The following is an 18,462-nucleotide window of genomic DNA, read 5'->3' as shown; positions in this document are numbered from 1 at the left end:
CGCGCGGGCCACGGCCCCGGAATTGGCGGCTTCAAGCGCGACTCCGAAGTCGGGATGGCCATGCGCGAAGGCCATCCGGTTTACTTCGTCATCTTCTTTCCGGAGCCAACTCTGGGGCAGACCCTGGCAGACGTGTTGCATGTGCTGCGACGTTTCGTCGAAGAGGTCGCACTACGCCATCCTGGCAAGCCTCCTGTGCTTTATGGAAACTGCCAGGCCGGGTGGGCGGTGACACTGCTGTCCGCAGACTGCACCGGTCTGGTCGGGCCGGTCGTGCTCAATGGCTCGCCTTTGTCGTATTGGGCCGGCGAGTCCGGTGTCAATCCGATGCGTCTTTCCGGAGGTTTCCTTGGCGGCAGCTGGCTGGCGCATCTGACGGCCGACCTGGGCAATGGCCGCTTCGACGGGGCCTGGCTGGCGCAGAATTTTGAGAGCCTCAAGCCCGAAAAGGCGATTTGGGAGAAGTACGCCCAACTCTTCACCAACGTTGACAGTGAGCAGGGGCGCTTTCTGGAGTTCGAACGCTGGTGGACCGGGTTTTATTTCCTGAGCCGAGAAGAGATCCTCGCGATCGTTGAGAACCTGTTCATTGGTAACCAACTTGAGCAGGGCCTTTTCCAGATTTGCCAGGGTTGCACTGCTGACCTGAGGCGGATCAGGAATCCAATCGTCATCTTTGCCTCTTACGGCGACAACATCACGCCACCGCACCAGGCGCTTGGGTGGATCCCCGCTGTCTATAGTGACACCGATGATCTCAAGCGGGCAGGGCAGCGCATCGTTTACCTCACGAACCCGCATGTCGGCCATCTCGGCATTTTTGTCTCTGCTGGGGTGGCTCGTCTGGAGCACCGGGCGATCCTGGAGAGCCTGGCTGAGATTGAGGCGCTGGCACCGGGCCTCTATGAGATGAAGATCGACAACCCGTCCGGGAGCCTGGACTGCCATAAGCCCTCCTACAGCATTCGCTTTGAATCCCGTCAGGTTGAAGACTTGAAAACGGATTACCCGCAAGAAGCCTTTGAGCGGGTGAAACAGGTCTCGACATTCAATGAGGCGCTTTACCGGGCATTTGTCAGTCCCTGGGCACAAGCGTTCTCCACGCCCTGGACAGCCGAAGTGCTTAAGTGGCTCCATCCAATGCGCAGCAGTAGGTATTTGTTTTCAGAAACATTTAATCCGTGGATGAAAGGGGTCAGTGTGTTGGCCGAACCCCTCGCCAGGACCCGACAACCGCTTGCGCCGCATCACCCGTTGATCGAGCGTGAGCGTGAAGCTGCAGGACAAGTTACTCATGCGCTGGGACGACTTCGCGAAGGCCGCGACGCTGCGATCGAGCAAGCGTTTCGTTTGATGTTTCAACGTCCTGGCTAGTTTTTATGCGTCCTGGACATGATGGACAAAAACGGTGACGGTAATACAGGACCCACAAAGTGGACATAGCCCTGATCTAAGGGCCGTTTCTCAACAAGGATTGATCATGATGAGAAGAAAAATCAACTGGCTTTTGACAGCGGTCCAGATCGGCCTGCTGACTTGGTCCGGAACCACTTTGGCCGCCGACCAAGTGTATGTGGCCAATGAAGGCGCTGACACGGTCAGCGTCCTCGATGCGGCATCGTTGAAAACGCTGACGAACGTGCGCGTCGGCAAGATGCCTCACAACGTGCAAGTGTCGCCCGACGGCAAGCTCGCATGGTTGACCAACAACGGCGAGCCTGACCAGGCAGCCGACGTTTCTGCGCACAAGGGCATGGCCCAAGGCGACCACGATGCGATGGGAAAACCGGGCGCGATCTGGGCCATCGACACCGCGACCAACATGGTCGTCGCCAAGGTGCCGGTGGGTATGCACCCGGCCCATGTGGTGGTGTCACCAGACGGCCGCCTTGCCTATGTCACCAATGGCGGCGACAACACGGTCACCGTGATCGACACAGCGGCGCGGAGCCACGTGGCGACGATTCCGGTCGGCCAGTTTCCCCATGGTCTTCGGTTCAGCCCGGATGGCAAGGAGGTCTACGTCGCCAATCTCAAGGGTGGCACGGTATCTGTCATCGACACCGCCAGCCAGAAGGAGGTTGCGCAGGTGCCGGCTGGCAAGGGTCCGGCCCAGACTGGCTTCACGCCAGACGGCCGTTTGGCATTTGCCTCGTTGTCCGGCGAAAACGCTATAGCCGTGATCGACCCAGCAACACGCAAGGTGATTCGCAAGGTTGCGGTAGGAACGGTGCCGATCCAGTTGTACGCCACGCCTGACTCGCGCACGCTCCTGGTGGCCAACCAGGGTACGCGCAAGATGGCGGGCAAGACCGTCAGCATGATTGACCTGGAGACTTTCAAGGTCGTCAAGACAGTCGTAACTGGCGCTGGTGCTCATGGCGTGGTCGTTGATCGTGAAGGGCGGTACGCCTATGTGACGAACATCTACGCCAATTCGGTTTCCATGCTTGACGTGAAAGATCGCAGGGTAACGAAGACCGTTCCTGTCGGTAAGGCACCCAACGGCATCAGCGTGACGCCTTGAGTGGGGCCCGTCGCCTACACCGGTACGTACCGGTACACAAGAATGTAGAACCAGCCTGCGCCAGCCTTTTGTTGTCTTGACTGGTATTTATGCAACACCGCAGCGCCGGCCCATGAAGCCATCAAACGCGCCAACCTTCATCGGCGGCCGGTATGCCATGCCCCCAGGAAGCGCATGACAGAAATGTAATTTTTGAAACATCTTTCCGTCAGCCTTGGGCCCGCAAAATACATAACACGCATTCACACAAGGTAGGCGGATGCCAACGCAAAGTACAACAACCTGAAATTCAGTGACCGAGGGTCTGATGCAACGTGAGGAATTTATGCTGAACGTGGATTGGACCGAAGTGGTGGCGCTGTTCAATGTCGACTCGCGTTATGCCTGCAGTGTGGTCGTTGCGCCTGTCATACGCAAGATCGTGCCTGCGACTACGCAGGCCGCCAACGGAGCGCATCGATGAACGGCTACGAACTCCCCCCGGGCGCACCGGGCTTGGTTGCCGCGCTTGCTGTCGGTCTGGTGATTGGCCTGGAGCGCGGCTGGCACGATCGCGAATTGCCGGAGGGTGGACGTGTTGCAGGCCTGCGTACCTTTGCACTGACCGGACTGCTCGGTGGTGTGCTTGGACATCTGCAGCCAGATTTCGGCGCTTGGCCTTTGCTGGGTGCGCTGCTCGGACTCGCCCTGCTGCTGACGGTGTCCTACGCCCGTAACGCCAAACTGTCGGGTAACCTGAGTGCCACTACCCCGGTGGCGATGCTTCTCACTCTGGTCCTGGGTGCCTTTGCGGCACACGGCAACATCACCTTGGCGTTGTCGGCAGCAGTGGTTGGCGCTGTGTTGCTGGATCTCAAGCCGACCTTGCACGGTTGGTTGCGTTTGATCGATCACCGCGAATTGACTGCATCGCTGCAACTGCTGGTGTTGTCCATGGTCATCCTGCCTTACCTGCCCAATACGGGCCTCGGGCCCTATGCCGCGCTCAATCCGTACCAGCTGTGGTGGGCAGTCATCCTGATTGCGGGCCTGTCGCTGACGGGTCACTTTGCCATGCGGATCACCGGCGCGCAAAGGGGTGTGCTGTGGACCGGGATCCTGGGAGGACTGGCATCTTCCACCGCAACCACGTTGGCTTTGGCTCGCTACGCACGCGAGCAGCCTTCGCTGACAGGCGCGGCGGTAGCCGGCACGTTGGCATCCTGTGGCGTCATGTTTTTTCGCATGGTCGTTCTGCTGGGTGTCATCCAGCCGGCGCTGCTGTCCACCTTCGGCAGCGCCCTGGTGGTCACTGGCGTGGCACTGCTGTGTATTGCGCTATGGGGGTGGCGCAAGTTGGACCGCACTGTAGTGGGGGAGGGCGCTGTCGGCGCGATGGCGCCATTCGACCTTGGCACCGCGCTCGGTTTTGGTGTGCTGCTCGCTGTCATGAGCGTCCTGGTGCCCGCGGCAAAGCAGTGGCTGGACACCAGCGGCCTCTATGTGCTGTCGGCGGTTTCAGGCCTTGCCGACGTGGATGCGATCTTGATCTCGGTCGCTCGGCTGCATGGTGCCGGTGGATTGTCCACGGGCGCCACCGTCACGGCGCTCGGTCTCGCGACATTGGCAAACATGGTGGCAAAGGTCGGCATCGCCTGGACGACAGGCGGCGCGCAGGTCGGTAAATCGGTTGTTTTCGGCTACCTGGGTGCGATGGCGTCCGGAGCTGCGGTATTGGCGCTGAGCGTGACGTTTTCGTGAGCGTCCACTGGCCACGTCTTCAGAATTTTTGTGTTTGAACAATAGGGATCACCGCTATGGAAAAGTCATTTCATCGCTTCTCTGAACTGTTTGCCCAGCTCGGCCTGCGCATGGATGCAGCAGGCATTGGGGAGTTCTTGGAGGCCCACTCTCCACTGCCGGCCGATGTGCTGCTGGCCGATGCCCCATTCTGGACGCCAGCTCAGGCGACTCTGTTGCGCGAAGAGCTTCTGGAAGATGCGGACTGGGCCGAAGTAATTGACCGGTTGAATGCCGCCTTGCGTGCACCCAAGGGGCGGTCATGATGCCTATGAGGAATCGTCTGTCGTTGGGGGTAGTCGTGGTGTCTCTGGCGCTGAGCTCGATGGTTCACGCGCAGGAGGCCAAGCTGGGATCGAGTGTCGAAGGGTTGCTGCAAGCGGCCAGGGATAGAAACCCAGAAATCGCCAGCATGCGTTTTGATGCGGATGCGGCAGCAGAGCGCGTCGCGCCTGCGGGCGCCTTGCCGGATCCTAAATTCCGAACCGAATTGCGTGACATCACGCGCATGGGAGAACAAAACCCCACGCTATTGCCAGGGCGCGTCGGAAGCACCCGCTACGTGCTGATGCAGGATTTTCCCTGGATGGGCAAACGCGGTCTGAAGCGTGAGGTGGCTGAGTCACAAGCACAAGCTGCGAGAAGCCGTGCAGCAGGCGCCTGGGTTGAACTGGCTGGCAAGATCAAGACGACTTATGCCGAGCTCTATTACCTGGACCAGAACGATCGCTTGTCGCGGGAAATTCTCGACCTGATGGCGCGATTGGAAAAAGTCGCGCAGGTCCGCTATGCGGGCGGGCTTGCTGCGCAACAGGATGTGATCCGTGCGCAGGTGGAGCAGTCCACAATGCGCATCGAACTGATTGCACTGGACGCTGAGCGTCGCCAACTCCGGTCCAAGTTGAATGCGCTCGTGGGGCGTCCGACCTCGGAGATTTTGGCTGCACCCGAGCAGATCCGCGCCTTGCCGTCGCCGGAGCAAGTCAGCTTCGCAGCGCTGGAAGGGCGCGCCCGGATGAACAATCCGCTGCTGCGCACGGAAGAGTCCCAGATCAGGGCGGCCGAGAAGAACCGCGAGCTGACCTACAAGAACCGCTATCCCGACTTCAACGTCGGTATCTCTCCGATTCAGTACCGAGGCTCGATCAAAGAGTGGGAGCTGATGGTCGAGTTGAATATTCCCCTGCAGCAAGATTCGCGGCGCGCCCAGGAGCGGGAGTCCGAGGCCATGTTGGCCGCTGCACGCTCACGCCAGGAAGTCGTCACGAATCAAGTCCTGGCAGACCTTTACGCCAACGTGGCAGGTTTTGAGTCCGCCCGGCGCTCTCTGGCGTTAACGACCGAAAGTCTCTTGCCGCAGTCGGAGTTGACCTTCCGCTCTGCGCTGGCTGGGTACCAGACGGGCAAGGTGGATTTTGCGACCTTGCTGGACGCGCAGCGCCAGATTCGTCAGTCCAAACTGAATCAGATCAAAGCCGGCGTGGAAGCGCAGAAGCGGCTTACCGAAATTGAACGCATCGTGGGAGAAGAACAATGACAACAGGTTTCAAGGCCGGCGTATTCCTGGCTATCGTCGCCGCAGGGTTGGCGGCGGGTGGTGGCTATTGGATGGGACAGCGCCAATCAGAAGCCCGCAGTGGTGACCAGACTGCGTCGCAGGGCGCCTCTGCCGGTCCTACCAAGAAGGAGCGCAAGGTACTTTTTTACCGTAACCCGATGGGGTTGCCCGACACATCTCCCACACCGAAAAAAGATCCAATGGGGATGGACTACATCGCGGTCTACGAGGGAGAGCAGGAAGAAGCAGAAACCAACTCCAATCAAATTCGCATCAGCACCGAAAAGATTCAGAAACTTGGCGTTCGCACCGAGGCGGTGAGTCTTCGCTCTCTGGACAAGGTAGTGCGTGCCGCCGGACGCATTGAACCAGACGAGCGCCAGACCTTCACCATTGCTGCCAAATTTGAGGGCTATGTTGAGCGTCTGCATGCCAACGTTACCGGGCAGACGGTGAACAAGGGGCAGCCACTCTTCGAGGTATATAGCCCCGAACTGGTGTCTGCTCAGCGCGAGTACGCCATCGCGGCACAGGGTGTTGACGCGTTGAAGGATGCCTCTGGTGAGGCACAGCGTGGCATGCGTGAGCTGGCCGACTCCAGCCTGGCGCGGCTTCGCAATTGGGATATCTCGGACGAGCAGGTCAAGACCTTGGCCAAATCCGGCGACGCACGCCGCACGCTGACATTTCGCTCACCAGTGGCAGGGATCATCACCGACAAGAAGGCCATCCAAGGTATGCGATTCATGCCGGGCGAAATGCTCTACCAAGTCGCCAACCTGTCCTCGGTCTGGGTCATCGCCGATGTCTTCGAGCAAGACATCGGCTTGGTCAAGTCGGGGGGCAAGGCCAAGGTGCAAATCAATGCCTACCCAGACAAGGTGTTCCAGGGGACAGTCAGCTATGTGTATCCCACCCTGAAGCCTGAAACCCGAACGGTGCAGGTGCGCGTGGACTTGTCGAACACGGGTGGCTTGCTCAAGCCTGGCATGTTTGCCCAGGTGGAACTTCCGACCGCCAGCAAGGGGGCGGTTTTGACGGTGCCGACTTCGGCCGTGATTGACAGCGGCACGCGCCAGATCGTCCTGGTGCAGCTCAAGGAGGGACGATTCGAACCCCGCGATGTCAAAGTGGGCGCACGCAGCGACGACCGCATTGAAGTCACCGAGGGCGTTCGCGAGGGTGAGCAGGTGGTCATCGCTGCCAATTTCCTGATCGATGCAGAAGCCAACCTCAAGGCGGCCGTGGGCGGCTTTGGGCACTCCTCACATGGAGCTAAGTCGGAAGCACAAGGCACCCCTGATGCGAGCAAGCCCGCTGCCGCCGTCGGGCACCAAGGTGAGGGCAGGGTGGAGGAGTCTGATGCGAAGGCCGGCACGGTGACCATTGCCCATGGTCCCATACCCTCCCTCAAATGGCCCGCAATGTCCATGGAGTTCAAGGTCTCCAACAACGGGCTGATGACGGGCTTGCAACCTGGCACAGCGGTGGTCTTCGAGTTCGTTGAGCGTGGACAGGGTGAATGGGTGGTCACCTCCGTGAAACCCGTGGGCAAAGCGGCGGCCACTCCGCACGCCGGCCATAACTGATCTTCAGGGAACAACATGCTCGCGAAGATCATTGACTGGTCAGGAAGAAACAGCTTCCTGGTGCTGCTTGCCACGCTGTTTGTCATTGTCGCAGGGGTGTTCGCTGTGTTGCGAACGCCTCTGGACGCGCTGCCGGACTTGTCCGACGTTCAGGTCATCGTCTACACCGAATACCCTGGACAAGCGCCCCAGGTGGTTGAGGATCAGGTCACCTATCCCTTGACCACCGCCATGCTGTCGGTACCCAAGTCCAAGGTGGTGCGCGGCTTTTCCTTCTTTGGAGCGTCCTTCGTCTACATCATCTTTGAGGATGACACAGACATCTATTGGGCGCGTTCGCGCGTGCTGGAATACCTCAATTTCGCATCCAGTCGAATGCCCAAGGGGGTCACGCCGCAAATTGGCCCTGATGCCACCGGTGTGGGTTGGGTCTACCAGTACGCTTTGATCGCCAAGGACCGGACGCTGGCCGAGTTGAGAACTTTGCAGGATTGGTACCTGCGCTACCAGCTGACCAAGGCGCATGGCGTCGCTGAGGTGGCATCCGTCGGTGGCTTTGTCCAGACCTACCAGATCACCGTCGACCCGGTGAAGCTGCGGGCCTACGGCATTCCTTTGGCCAAGGTGTCACAGGTCGTGCGCGACTCCAATCGTGACGTCGGCGGCCGTGTGGTGGAGATGGCCGAGACAGAGTACATGGTGCGCGGAAAGGGCTATCTGCGCGGCGCGGCGGACATTGAGAACCTGGTCGTCAAGGCCGAAAAAGGAACACCAGTATTGATTCGAGACATCGCTCGCGTTGAACTCGCTCCCGATGAACGGCGCGGCCTGACCGAACTCAACGGGGAGGGGGAGGTGGTCTCGGGCATCGCCATGGCCCGCTATGGCCAAAACGCCCTGGAAGTCATCCATAACCTGAAGGAGAAAATTACCGAAGTTTCGGCAGGGCTGCCGCAGGGCGTCAGCATCCAGGCTGTTTACGACCGATCTGACCTGATTCATCGGGCCATCGATACGCTCAAGCGAACGCTGATTGAGGAGAGCCTGATCGTTGCCTTGGTCTGCATGGTCTTTCTCATGCACGTCCGTTCAGCCCTCGTGGCTATCTTGATGTTACCCGTAGGGGTGCTGATCTCATTCATCGCGATGCGCTTGCTGGGCATGAATTCCAACCTGATGAGTCTGGGTGGTATCGCCATTGCGATCGGTGCCATGGTGGATGCGGCCATCGTCATGATCGAGAACGCCCATAAACACCTGGAGCGGCTCCCACCCGAGCACAACAGCAAGCAGCGGGTCGAGGCCATGATCGCCGCGTGCAAGGAGGTTGGCCCGGCACTGTTCTTCTCGCTACTGATCATCACCGTGTCGTTTCTGCCCGTGTTCACGCTCGAATCACAGGAGGGGCGCATGTTCTCACCGCTGGCGTTCACCAAGACGTTTTCTATGGCAGGAGCGGCGCTGTTGTCGGTGACGCTGGTGCCGGTGCTCATGATGATTTTCATTCGCGGACGCATCATGCCGGAGTCCCGTAACCCGGTGAACCGGTTCCTGATCTGGGTCTACCGACCCATCATCGCTGGAGTGATGCGCTGGAAGAAGGTGACCATTGCCATTGCCCTGGTCGTGCTTGGGGTGTCGTTCTATCCGGCCAGCAAGCTGGGGTCCGAGTTCATGCCGACGCTCAATGAAGGCACTTTGCTCTACATGCCTGCTTCGCTGCCGGGCATGTCGATCACCAAGGCCGCCGAGTTGCTTCAGACGCAAAACAAGATCATCAAGAGTTTTCCAGAGGTTGAATCGGTCTACGGTAAGGCAGGACGGGCCAACACGGCCACCGACCCAGCACCGACCGAGATGTTCGAGACGGTCATCAACCTCAAGCCGGAGTCAGCGTGGCGATCTGGCATGACCATCGACAAATTGATCGCCGAGATGGACAAGGCGCTGCAGTTTCCTGGCGTCTCCAATGCCTGGACCATGCCCATCAAGGCGCGCATCGACATGCTGTCCACCGGTATCCGCACACCCATTGGTATCAAAGTCTTCGGCAAGGACTTGAACGAAATGGAACGCCTGGCGCGGGAGATCGAGACCGTAGTGAAATCTGTGCCCGGCACCACCTCGGCATTCGCGGAGCGGATCACAGGCGGCTTCTACCTGAACATCGAGCCCGACCGCGCCCAACTGGCACGCTACGGTCTGGCGGTGGGTGATCTCCAGGAGGTCATTGGTACGGCGCTCGGCGGTGACATGGTGACCACCACGGTGGAAGGGCGAGAGCGTTTTGGCGTTACGGTTCGCTACCCACGCGAATTGCGGTCTGACCCGCAGCAGATCGCCCGCGAAGTGCTGGTGCCGACCATGGATGGAGCCATGATTCCGCTGGGCCAGGTTGCCCGCGTGGAGGTGGCCAAGGGCGCCCCTGGCATCCGTACCGAAAATGCGTTGCTATCTGCCTACATTTTTGTGGACATCCGTGAGCGTGACATCGGTGGCTACGTCGCCGAGGCGCGCAAAGCAGTGAATGACCAGGTCAAGTTCCCGCCCGGCTACTACGCCACATGGAGCGGTCAGTTTGAGTCTATGGAGCGTGCCATCGAGAAAATGAAATTCGTTGTGCCAGTAACGCTGTTGCTCATTTTCCTGCTGCTGTACCTGAACTTCAGGCGACTGACGGAGACTTTGATCGTCATGCTGTCGGTGCCGTTCGCGTTGGTTGGCGGCGTCTGGCTGATGTGGTGGCTTGGCTACAACCTCTCTGTCGCAGTTGCTGTGGGCTTCATTGCCCTGGCTGGTGTGGCCGCTGAAACCGGGGTCGTCATGCTGATCTACCTGGACCACGCCTGGGAAGAGATCAAGGAAAAACGCCGCTCTGAAGGGAAAGAGCCAGGAGTTGGTGACCTTTACGAGGCAGTCATGGAGGGCGCCGTAGAGCGTGTTCGTCCCAAAATGATGACGGTCGTTGCCATCATGGCGGGCCTGCTGCCCATCATGTGGGGGACCGGCACCGGCTCGGAAGTGATGAGTCGCATTGCCGCGCCGATGGTCGGTGGCATGATTTCTTCGACCGTGCTCACGCTGGCTGTGATTCCGGCGCTTTACGCACTGGTCAAACAGTTTGAACTTCGAAGACAGCGCGCTTCGGGAACGGATTCACAACCCATCCGACCCACTCTGGGGCTTGATGCATGAGCCATGAGCGCTTCCTTGATGTGCACCAGAAATACGTGCAATGGGCAGAGAAAATCACGCTGCCCCCTGGCGCCGACGCGGGGCGTGGGACAGGCTCTAAAAGGAGGCGCTCTACTTGTTTCACCAACTGCTCTGACTCCTCTCTCAATGCACAACACACCAAACTGCGAGTTGACCTCCTTTGAGAAGCTCAACCGCGACTGCTTCTGTCTGAGCCTGGATCCTGCGGCGCTGGCGGCTGCGCTCGATGCCGAGTTGGGCTCTCCGAGCTTGTCGCAGCTAGTGCGCGACCGATGCCCCTACCTTTTTGCTGCGCAGCCTGTCTTCGTGGCGCGGCCTCCTCTCGAACGAATGGCCCGCCTTGTGCAAGCCATCGAGGCAGTGGTGGGACTCCCAGCCTACCGGGAGCAGGTCTTAGCGGGTGCCCCCGCCATTGCGCGTGACGGTGCGGTTGGCGCCCAGGGCGTGTTCTTCGGCTATGACTTCCATCTGGACAAAGACCGTCTCGGTTTGATCGAAATCAACACGAACGCTGGTGGTGCGATGCTGAATGCAGTGATGGCCCGTGCTCAGGGCAGTTGCTGTCAGGCTGTGCGGGCAATGGTGCCAAGCCGCGGCGCCGTCACAACGTTCGAGCAGCGGCTGGTGGACATGTTCCGCCGTGAGTGGCGGCTGACCGGTCACTCACGGCCGTTGGCCTCAATCGCTATCGTGGACGAAGCGCCGCAGCAGCAATACCTGTATCCAGAGTTCCTGCTGTTCCGGCAGCTGTTTGAGCGCCATGGACTGCAGGCCATCATTGTCGATCCCTCCGAGCTGGCGTGCCGTCACGGCAGGCTTTGGCACGGCGAACTCGCCATCGACATGGTTTACAACCGTGTCACAGATTTCTATCTGGATCTGCCTGCCAACGCCGTGCTGCGGCAGGCTTGGCTGGAACAGGCAGCGGTTCTCACGCCCCATCCGAGGGCGCACGCGCTATACGCCGACAAGCGGCGACTGGCCTTGTTCAGTGACGATAGTGCGCTGCGGGAGCTGGGCGTTGCTGACGACGACAGGCAGGTGCTGCTGGCGAACGTGCCGCGCACCGAAGTGGTCGATGAGGCACATGGTGACCGGCTGTGGGCGGCTCGTCGTAACCTGTTCTTCAAACCCGCGGCGGGCTTCGGTAGCCGCGCCGCGTACCGGGGTGACAAGCTCACGCGCCGGGTCTGGCAGGAGATCATGACGGGAGCCTATGTAGCACAGGCCCTCGTGCCTCCGGGCGAACGCGTCATTGCGAATGAGGAGGGACTGCAGTCCATGAAATTCGATTTGCGCGCCTACGCCTATGCGGGCGACGTTCAGTGGGTTGCTGCACGCGTCTATCAGGGACAAACCACGAACTTCCGCCAGCCGGGCAGTGGCTTTGCCCCCGTCTACACCACCGTGGATGGCTCCGGCCGCGGAATGTGCGAGCCGGATGTTGAACACGCGTCCTATGTGTTCCTGCTCGACGAGGCGGGGGAGGTGCACGCGTTGCCGCATGTGCTGTATGTGGCGCTTGCCAGGGGCCAGGCCTTGGCACCGATATTGGCGGACCAAACTCTGCGCCTGGCGGACTGGTATGTACGGCTTCGGGCCGATGGGGGGCCGGGTGCTGTGGTCAACGAGACCTATGGGTTTGTCCGCTTCGACCGAGAGGGGCGGTTCAAATTGGAGGCTGCGCCAGGAGATGCCGCATGGCCTACTCCTGAGGAGCGCCGACGGATGCAGGAGCTGCTGTTCTCCATAGACCTGAAGCCCAACGGCGCCTGATCATAGGAGCCGGGAGGAGGGTGGGCCGCCCAACGAAGTGAATCATTTGGGTTGCCGCAAGAACGGTCAGACGATGATACGTGGCTTCTGGCCTGGCACCATGCAGATGGTCACGTCGCATGGGCGAGGACCAACTCCCACCAGATGCACGCAGCGACCAATCCCATCTCAAAAGTTACGGGGCACAGGTTTCTTTGGCGGCTTTTGCGCCATCTTTGCAGGCCTTGACTTCGGCCTCATAACGCGCCTTGCGCAATTGGTTCAGGTATGGCGTCGTCTGTGCGCGCGGGCCATGGTCGAGCTGCAATACGAGTTTCTTGGGAGGGCAGACCTTTTCTTGGTCTGGAGCGGCACTGGCCGAGAGACTGAAGCCAAGGGTCGTGGCGCCAACGAGAGCGATGAGCAAGTATTTCATGATGAACTCCTTGGATAGGAAAACCGAACGTATGAATCAGCGAGGCACAGGGCTGCCGGCTGACTGCGCCAACAGCGGTACGCGAAGCGCAAGGGCACGCTTTTTTCTGTTTTTGACAGATCCCGGGGTTTCTGTGCCAACGTCGAAGGTTTTTTCCGCAGTTGCCACGCCGCCTGTTTAGATTCCTCGGCCTCCCCGGAAACCCGCTGCAACCCCAACTGGCAATCAACCCCGGTAGTAGAGACGCAGACGCGCGTCGCGTTCTTCAGGGGACTCGCTCCGCAATTCGTTGATTACTTGCTCACGCGTCTTGCCTGGACCTGCCGCATCAGGAGTGCGGATCGGGAAGTTGCTTTGGCCGTAAGAAAGTCGTCCTTGCTGCATAGCAGCCTTAGTTTCGGCGATGACTTGCTCTCGCGTCTTCTCGCTCTTGAAGTGTTCCGGGTGAACGATGACGCCCTTTTCGTTGTTGGCGGGATGCTCGTACGCTGCCGAAGCAATCCCTGGAAGGCTCAGGGTAACCACTGCGGCCGCGGCGGCAATCATGGAAGAAAGGGAGAGGCGTTTTTGGATCATGGTTGAAGCTCCTAGCGATAGTGAATAAAACTTGCATCTCTCATGCCTTGCTTGGGCGTTGAGGAGATGTGTTCATCGTAGGGAGCGCACCCCAACAGAATCTAGACAGTCCGATGACATTTTTATCATGGAGCGGCGCGAACTGGAGCGCGATTTGGTGGACCTGCGCGGGGGGGCAAACACGGAGGACGGAGAATCTACCTCAAGGATACGCGCCTATCACGGCAGCAGTCCGGGTGCCATTGGGCAGCCCCTGGCTTACGCGCACCCTCCAGCGATGTGGCTCCAGCGAGCTATCGCAAGCGATTGATAGGTGGTTGTGGGTCCGCAGGCGTGCCAACAAGTGCAGCGATGATGGGGCAGGGAAACGCCTGCCCCGTCTCCTCGCACCGCGCGAGCATGTCACGCAGTGCACCTCGCATGCGCTCCAGATCCCCGACCTTCTCATCGATTTGCTCAAGGCGTCGCTGCGTCACCGTCTGGATGGCCCGGCGATTCCGTCCGTCCTCCAGGTCTAGCAGCGATCCCACCTCATCCAACGAGAAGCCCAGGCTCTGCGCCCGCTTGATAAAGCCGATCCGCTGAACCATTGAAGCGGGGTAACGCCGGAAACTGCCTGCGGCTTTCGGGACCGGCAAAAGCCCGCGACCCTGGTAGTAGCGAATCGTCTCTACACCGACGCCAGCGACTTTGGCCAGTCTGCCGACCGTCATCCAATCGCCCGGGCCTTCGTTCATCGAGGGATCTACCGTTTTCTTCATAGCCATGGCAGGATAACGCTGTACCGCGTAGTTGACCCCTGTCTCCATTTGATTAAGATCAAGATCTCGCAGCTTGCCTAAGCATAGGATTGCTGTCATTGGCTATATAGGCCGCACATGCGCACACATCTCAACCCTCGTAGGATTCGTGCCATCGCGTGGATGGTGCTGGGGGTATGGTTGTTTGCGCTTGCGGCCGGGATGGCGAATGCCTGCCTGTTGGAGTCCCCGGAGCCGCACCACTATGCGTCAGGGTATGAACACGGCAATGGCCACTCCCATGGGGGTCATGAGGGCGCCCACGAAAAGCATGAAGAGGGGAGCCAGGACCCGTCGAAGGCACCTTGCCTGAAACTTTGCGGAGAGGTCAACCAGTCGGCAATTCAGAAGACGCCGACCTTTGCGTTCGACCTTATTGGGTTTCCGCCCCCTTCCTATACTGCCTGGGAACCGGCCCCGGCGCTGGCTCTGCGAGCCATCCTATTGAGGAGCCCCCAGCGGGCTCACCCACAGCCGCCTGCTTGGCTGCTGTTTGCACGTCTCGCGTTATAGCCCCTCCTGTGAGCGCTGTGCCGGCTATGTCCCGCACGTGTCTCGTACGCCTTGACTCTGTACCCGGCTACGGAGTTCTCATATGGGATTTGTCTTCTGGAAGCGCCACTTGGCTCGACCAGACGACAAAAGCCAGCGGCTAAAGGAGAAAGAAATGACATTCGTGCGCTCCATCGCGGTCGTCTTCGGCGCCGCCCTCGTCAGTTTGTTTTCATTCGCGCAAGACGACCATCAGGCCCATCATCCTGCGGGTTCGAGCGCCCCTGGGACTTCGGCTCTAGTGGCGCCGAGCTTCGAGGGCATGCCGGAGCACTCGCGGATCAATGCTGCCTGGAACGAGCAGGCGTAACGGAGAACCCCATGGCAAAGAACAAGAAGGCCGCGACAGGCGCGACGAAAAAAGCTCATGCGGACGTGACCGATGTCGCGCACAACCCGTCGCGCGACGAGGCAACGGAACGCTCGATCGGCCGCGAGGACTATGAGGCGCAGTTGCACATGCTGCAGATAGAACTCGTGAAGCTGCAGCGCCATTTCATCAAGTGCAGCGACCGGATCCTCATCCTCTTGGAGGGACGGGACAGTGCGGGCAAGGATGGCAGCATCAAGCGGCTCGTCGAACACCTGAGTCCGCGGGAAACCCGGGTCGTCGCGCTCGGCAAACCCTCCGATCGGGACCGCACCAGTTGGTACTTCCAGCGCTACGTGCCGCACCTACCGGTCGGCGAAGAACTCGTTGTGTTCAACCGTAGCTGGTACAACCGCGCCGGCGTGGAGCCGGTGATGGGTTTCTGCACGGCTGAGCAGCACGAGGAGTTCATGAACTCAGTGCCGAAGTTCGAGGAGATGCTGGTCAACTCCGGCATCAAGCTGCTGAAGTATTACCTCGACATCGGGAAGAAAGAGCAGACCCGCCGGCTCGGTGAACGCCGCCGAGACCCGCTCAAGCAATGGAAATCAAGTCCGGTCGACGCCGTGGCGCTGAAGCACTGGGACGGCTACACGCGTGCGCGCGACGAGATGTTCATACGCACGCACACCGCTGCCGCTCCCTGGTCCGTCGTGCTCGCCGACAACAAGCGAGTCGCCAGGCTCAACCTGATCAGGGACGTCCTCTCGCGGCTCCACTACGCGGGCAAGAAGCACAAGCTCATCGCGCCCGACCGGGAGATCGTCTTCGAGTTCTCGCAGGACTGCCTGGATTCCGGCCGACTCGCACGTTGACACATCGAACAGAACCAACAGTAAGAACCATCCATGAAGGCAATCAACGTTGAAGTCGGAGGGCTCATATCGAGCCTGAGCGCGGAGGGAGTACGTCGCAAGTTGCTGCAGCTTCCCGGCGTCCATCACGCGGATGTCAACTACGTTGCGGGAAGCGCAACGGTCCATCTCGACGAACGGCAGCTCAGTGTCGAGGATCTGCGCCGCCGGATCGTGGAGTGCGGCTATCACTGCAGTGGCGAGCAGACGCCTAAGCATGTGTGTGATCCCGCCATGGGCAGTACGGCGGGCCAGAGCCATGACGGACACGCCGATCACGCCGTGTCTGCGAAGCAGGAGGATCACGCGGTGCATTCGGGGCACGCCCATGCAGCCGGAGCGACTGCGACGACGGCCGCCTCGCCGGCCTCCCATGTCGGGCACCAGGGCCACGCAGGCGAGCCCGCCATGGCCGACATGATGCACGACATGGGGCACGGGTCTGGGTCGATGCAGGACATGGCCCGGGACATGCGCAATCGGTTCTTCGTGTCCCTGATCTTTTCGATTCCGGTGTTTCTCTATTCGCCGATGGGGAAGATGTTCGGCGACTTCCAGACGCCGTTCGGGCTGGACAACAAGCTCTTTCTTTTCATCTTTGCGAGCGCGGCAATCCTCTATCCCGGGTGGCCTTTCTGCATCGCTGCGTGGCGCGCTTTGCGCAACGGTGTCGCCAACATGGCCACGCTGGTCGTGCTGTCGGTGGGCGTGGGATACCTGTTCAGCGTCGGAGCGACCTTCTTCTACGAGGGTGAGGTGTTCTATGAAGCGGCGTCAGTGCTGCTGGTTTTCATCCTGCTGGGCCACTGGTTAGAGATGCGCGCCCGCGCGGGTGCGTCCGACGCGATTCGCGCGCTGATGGATCTCGCGCCACCGATGGCCACCGTCGTGCGCAACGGTGTCGAGACCAAGGTGCCAACCGCCGAGGTCGTGGCCGGTGAACTGGTGGTGATCAAGCCCGGCGACAAAATCCCGGTGGATGGCGAGATCGTCGAAGGAGCCTCGCAGGTAGACGAGTCGATGCTGACCGGCGAGTCGATGCCGGTCAAGAAGGTGGTAGGCAGCACCGTCGTGGGCGCCAGCATCAACAAGAGCGGGAGCTTCCGCTACAAGGCCACGAAGGTCGGTGCGGACACGGCATTGGCCCAGATCGTCAAGCTGGTCCAGGAGGCCCAGAACTCGAAGGCACCCGGCCAGCTGCTGGCCGACCAGGCGTCGCAGTGGCTGGTGCTGGCGGCGATCGTGATTGGCCTGTTGACCTTCAGCGTCTGGTACTGGGTGATGGGCCAGACGCTGCTATTCGCACTCACCTTGACCATCACGGTATTCGTGATCGCATGCCCTGATGCGCTGGGCCTGGCCACGCCGATGGCCATCATGGTCGGGACCGGCCTGGGTGCGATGAACGGCATCCTCTTCAAGAACGCGGCCGCGCTGGAGAACGCTACCAAGCTGACAGTGGTGGTGTTCGACAAAACCGGCACCTTGACACTCGGGCAGCCCGATGTCGTCGAGATCGTGGCCGCGCCCGGTGTCGAAGAGGCGCGGCTTCTGGCGACGGCCGCCGCGGTGGAGAAGTTCTCCGAGCACCCCCTTGCACTCGCAGTGCTCAAGCGTGCGGGGGACATGCCGACGGAGGTCACCGAGAACTTCACCAACATCGATGGGCAAGGTGCACGGGCCACCATCGGGGGCGAGAGGGTGCTGCTCGGGAACCGGCTGCTGATGCAGTCGGAGCAGGTAGACCTGACCGTCCTCGCCAGCGAGGCAACGCGGCTGCAAGGCGGCGGGCGCACGGTGGTCTATGTCGTGCGCGGCGGCCGGCTGATCGGCCTCATCGCAATCGCGGACGCCGTCCGGCCGACCTCGCGCGAGACGATCTCCAAGCTGCAGGCGCGGGGCGTGAAGGTCGCGATGCTGACCGGCGACAACCAGGCGACCGCCGAGCGCATCGGCAAGGAACTGGGCATCGACATCGTCCTTGCGGACGTGCTGCCCGGCCAGAAGGCATCCAAGATCAAGGAGTTGCAGCAGCAGGGCCACAAGGTGGGCATGGTCGGCGACGGCATCAACGACGCTCCAGCGCTGACCCAGGCCGACGTCGGTTTTGCGATCGGCGCCGGGACGGATGTCGCCATGGAAAGCGCCCAGGTGGTGTTGATGAAAAGCGACCCGTACGACGTCGTCGGGGCCATCGAGCTCTCTCGCGCAACGCTGCGCAAGATGCACCAGAACCTATGGTGGGCCGTGGGCTACAACGTGGTCGCCTTCCCGCTTGCGGCTGGGGTGTTGTACCCCTTCACGCTGTCGCCGGAGGTTGCCGCGTTGTCGATGTCCGGCAGTTCTGCGATAGTGGCCATCAATGCACTAATGCTCAAACGCACGCGCTTACCGGGCATCAAGCGCGTCACGTCGCGCACCTCCGCTCAAGCGGTCGCGTGAGCCCGTGC

General features: G+C 60.5%; 15 protein-coding genes. 12 read left to right on the top strand and 3 right to left on the bottom strand.

Annotated features, from left to right (window positions below; all coding sequences use genetic code 11):
* The 9 genes from K226_RS0114765 to K226_RS0114725 form a co-directional block, all read left to right on the top strand.
* Window positions 1-1,374 (top strand): DUF3141 domain-containing protein (locus tag K226_RS0114765; RefSeq protein WP_024815544.1); only part of this gene is annotated, 1,374 nt, incomplete at its 5' end.
* 106 nt (window positions 1,375-1,480) lie between these two features.
* Window positions 1,481-2,527 carry a cytochrome D1 domain-containing protein gene (locus tag K226_RS0114760; RefSeq protein ID WP_024815543.1) on the top strand — a complete coding sequence of 349 codons (1,047 nt, stop codon included), beginning with the start codon at window positions 1,481-1,483 and terminating at the stop codon, window positions 2,525-2,527.
* 325 nt (window positions 2,528-2,852) lie between these two features.
* Window positions 2,853-2,990: a hypothetical protein gene (locus K226_RS19855; protein WP_162150971.1), complete on the top strand. Its 138-nt coding sequence runs from the start codon at window positions 2,853-2,855 to the stop codon at window positions 2,988-2,990.
* Window positions 2,987-4,267: an MgtC/SapB family protein gene (locus K226_RS0114750; RefSeq protein ID WP_024815542.1), complete on the top strand. Its 1,281-nt coding sequence runs from the start codon at window positions 2,987-2,989 to the stop codon at window positions 4,265-4,267. The genes K226_RS19855 and K226_RS0114750 overlap by 4 nt, the downstream gene beginning before the upstream one ends.
* Window positions 4,268-4,323: 56 nt before the next feature.
* A complete protein-coding gene (locus tag K226_RS0114745) occupies window positions 4,324-4,572 on the top strand; it encodes a DUF2789 domain-containing protein (RefSeq protein ID WP_011804768.1) in 249 nt (82 codons plus the stop codon).
* Complete coding sequence (locus K226_RS0114740) at window positions 4,569-5,843, top strand: TolC family protein (RefSeq protein ID WP_024815541.1); 1,275 nt, start codon at window positions 4,569-4,571, stop codon at window positions 5,841-5,843. Before K226_RS0114745 ends, K226_RS0114740 begins: the two co-directional genes overlap by 4 nt.
* Window positions 5,840-7,453: an efflux RND transporter periplasmic adaptor subunit gene (locus K226_RS0114735; RefSeq protein WP_024815540.1), complete on the top strand. Its 1,614-nt coding sequence runs from the start codon at window positions 5,840-5,842 to the stop codon at window positions 7,451-7,453. Before K226_RS0114740 ends, K226_RS0114735 begins: the two co-directional genes overlap by 4 nt.
* A 15-nt stretch (window positions 7,454-7,468) precedes the next feature.
* A complete protein-coding gene (locus K226_RS0114730) occupies window positions 7,469-10,648 on the top strand; it encodes an efflux RND transporter permease subunit (protein WP_024815539.1) in 3,180 nt (1,059 codons plus the stop codon).
* Window positions 10,649-10,795: 147 nt separating this feature from the next.
* Window positions 10,796-12,445 carry a hypothetical protein gene (locus K226_RS0114725; protein WP_024815538.1) on the top strand — a complete coding sequence of 550 codons (1,650 nt, stop codon included), beginning with the start codon at window positions 10,796-10,798 and terminating at the stop codon, window positions 12,443-12,445.
* A gap of 175 nt (window positions 12,446-12,620) precedes the next feature.
* Here K226_RS0114725 and K226_RS0114720 read toward each other — a convergent pair whose 3' ends face one another.
* From K226_RS0114720 to K226_RS0114710, 3 genes are all read right to left on the bottom strand, one after another.
* A complete protein-coding gene (locus K226_RS0114720; RefSeq protein ID WP_005795304.1) occupies window positions 12,621-12,860 on the bottom strand; it encodes a hypothetical protein in 240 nt (79 codons plus the stop codon).
* A gap of 225 nt (window positions 12,861-13,085) precedes the next feature.
* Entirely contained in the window at window positions 13,086-13,436 is a 351-nt protein-coding gene (locus K226_RS0114715; RefSeq protein ID WP_024815537.1) for a DUF4148 domain-containing protein, read from the bottom strand.
* Between the two features lie 293 nt (window positions 13,437-13,729).
* Window positions 13,730-14,197, bottom strand: a complete 468-nt coding sequence (locus K226_RS0114710; protein WP_236748631.1) for a MerR family DNA-binding protein — start codon at window positions 14,195-14,197, stop codon at window positions 13,730-13,732.
* A gap of 706 nt (window positions 14,198-14,903) precedes the next feature.
* Here K226_RS0114710 and K226_RS0114700 point away from each other — a divergent pair.
* Genes K226_RS0114700 through K226_RS0114690 form a run of 3 tightly spaced genes read left to right on the top strand, consistent with a single transcriptional unit; the run spans window position 14,904 to window position 18,454 of the window.
* Window positions 14,904-15,098 (top strand): hypothetical protein, encoded by a 195-nt coding sequence (locus K226_RS0114700; RefSeq protein WP_005795311.1) that lies wholly within the window; start codon window positions 14,904-14,906, stop codon window positions 15,096-15,098.
* 11 nt (window positions 15,099-15,109) lie between these two features.
* Window positions 15,110-15,973, top strand: coding sequence for a polyphosphate kinase 2 (gene ppk2 / locus K226_RS0114695; protein ID WP_005795313.1), 864 nt, complete (start codon window positions 15,110-15,112; stop codon window positions 15,971-15,973).
* 33 nt (window positions 15,974-16,006) lie between these two features.
* Window positions 16,007-18,454, top strand: coding sequence for a cation-translocating P-type ATPase (locus K226_RS0114690; RefSeq protein WP_024815535.1), 2,448 nt, complete (start codon window positions 16,007-16,009; stop codon window positions 18,452-18,454).
* Window positions 18,455-18,462 lie beyond the last annotated feature (8 nt).

This window comes from Acidovorax sp. JHL-3, assembly GCF_000526295.1.
Lineage (GTDB): Bacteria > Pseudomonadota > Gammaproteobacteria > Burkholderiales > Burkholderiaceae_C > Acidovorax > Acidovorax defluvii.
This window is presented reverse-complemented; position numbering and strand designations above follow the sequence as displayed.

Bases quoted from the DNA above. Each gene is read 5' to 3' on its own strand.
- K226_RS0114700 (WP_005795311.1), top strand. From the start codon at position 14,904: ATGACATTCGTGCGCTCCATCGCGGTCGTCTTCGGCGCCGCCCTCGTC.
- K226_RS0114690 (WP_024815535.1), top strand. From the start codon at position 16,007: ATGAAGGCAATCAACGTTGAAGTCGGAGGGCTCATATCGAGCCTGAGC.
- K226_RS0114710 (WP_236748631.1), bottom strand. From the start codon at position 14,197: ATGAAGAAAACGGTAGATCCCTCGATGAACGAAGGCCCGGGCGATTGG.
- K226_RS0114725 (WP_024815538.1), top strand. From the start codon at position 10,796: ATGCACAACACACCAAACTGCGAGTTGACCTCCTTTGAGAAGCTCAAC.
- K226_RS0114740 (WP_024815541.1), top strand. From the start codon at position 4,569: ATGATGCCTATGAGGAATCGTCTGTCGTTGGGGGTAGTCGTGGTGTCT.
- K226_RS0114715 (WP_024815537.1), bottom strand. From the start codon at position 13,436: ATGATCCAAAAACGCCTCTCCCTTTCTTCCATGATTGCCGCCGCGGCC.
- K226_RS19855 (WP_162150971.1), top strand. From the start codon at position 2,853: ATGCTGAACGTGGATTGGACCGAAGTGGTGGCGCTGTTCAATGTCGAC.
- K226_RS0114745 (WP_011804768.1), top strand. From the start codon at position 4,324: ATGGAAAAGTCATTTCATCGCTTCTCTGAACTGTTTGCCCAGCTCGGC.
- K226_RS0114735 (WP_024815540.1), top strand. From the start codon at position 5,840: ATGACAACAGGTTTCAAGGCCGGCGTATTCCTGGCTATCGTCGCCGCA.
- K226_RS0114760 (WP_024815543.1), top strand. From the start codon at position 1,481: ATGATGAGAAGAAAAATCAACTGGCTTTTGACAGCGGTCCAGATCGGC.
- K226_RS0114730 (WP_024815539.1), top strand. From the start codon at position 7,469: ATGCTCGCGAAGATCATTGACTGGTCAGGAAGAAACAGCTTCCTGGTG.
- K226_RS0114720 (WP_005795304.1), bottom strand. From the start codon at position 12,860: ATGAAATACTTGCTCATCGCTCTCGTTGGCGCCACGACCCTTGGCTTC.
- ppk2 (WP_005795313.1), top strand. From the start codon at position 15,110: ATGGCAAAGAACAAGAAGGCCGCGACAGGCGCGACGAAAAAAGCTCAT.
- K226_RS0114750 (WP_024815542.1), top strand. From the start codon at position 2,987: ATGAACGGCTACGAACTCCCCCCGGGCGCACCGGGCTTGGTTGCCGCG.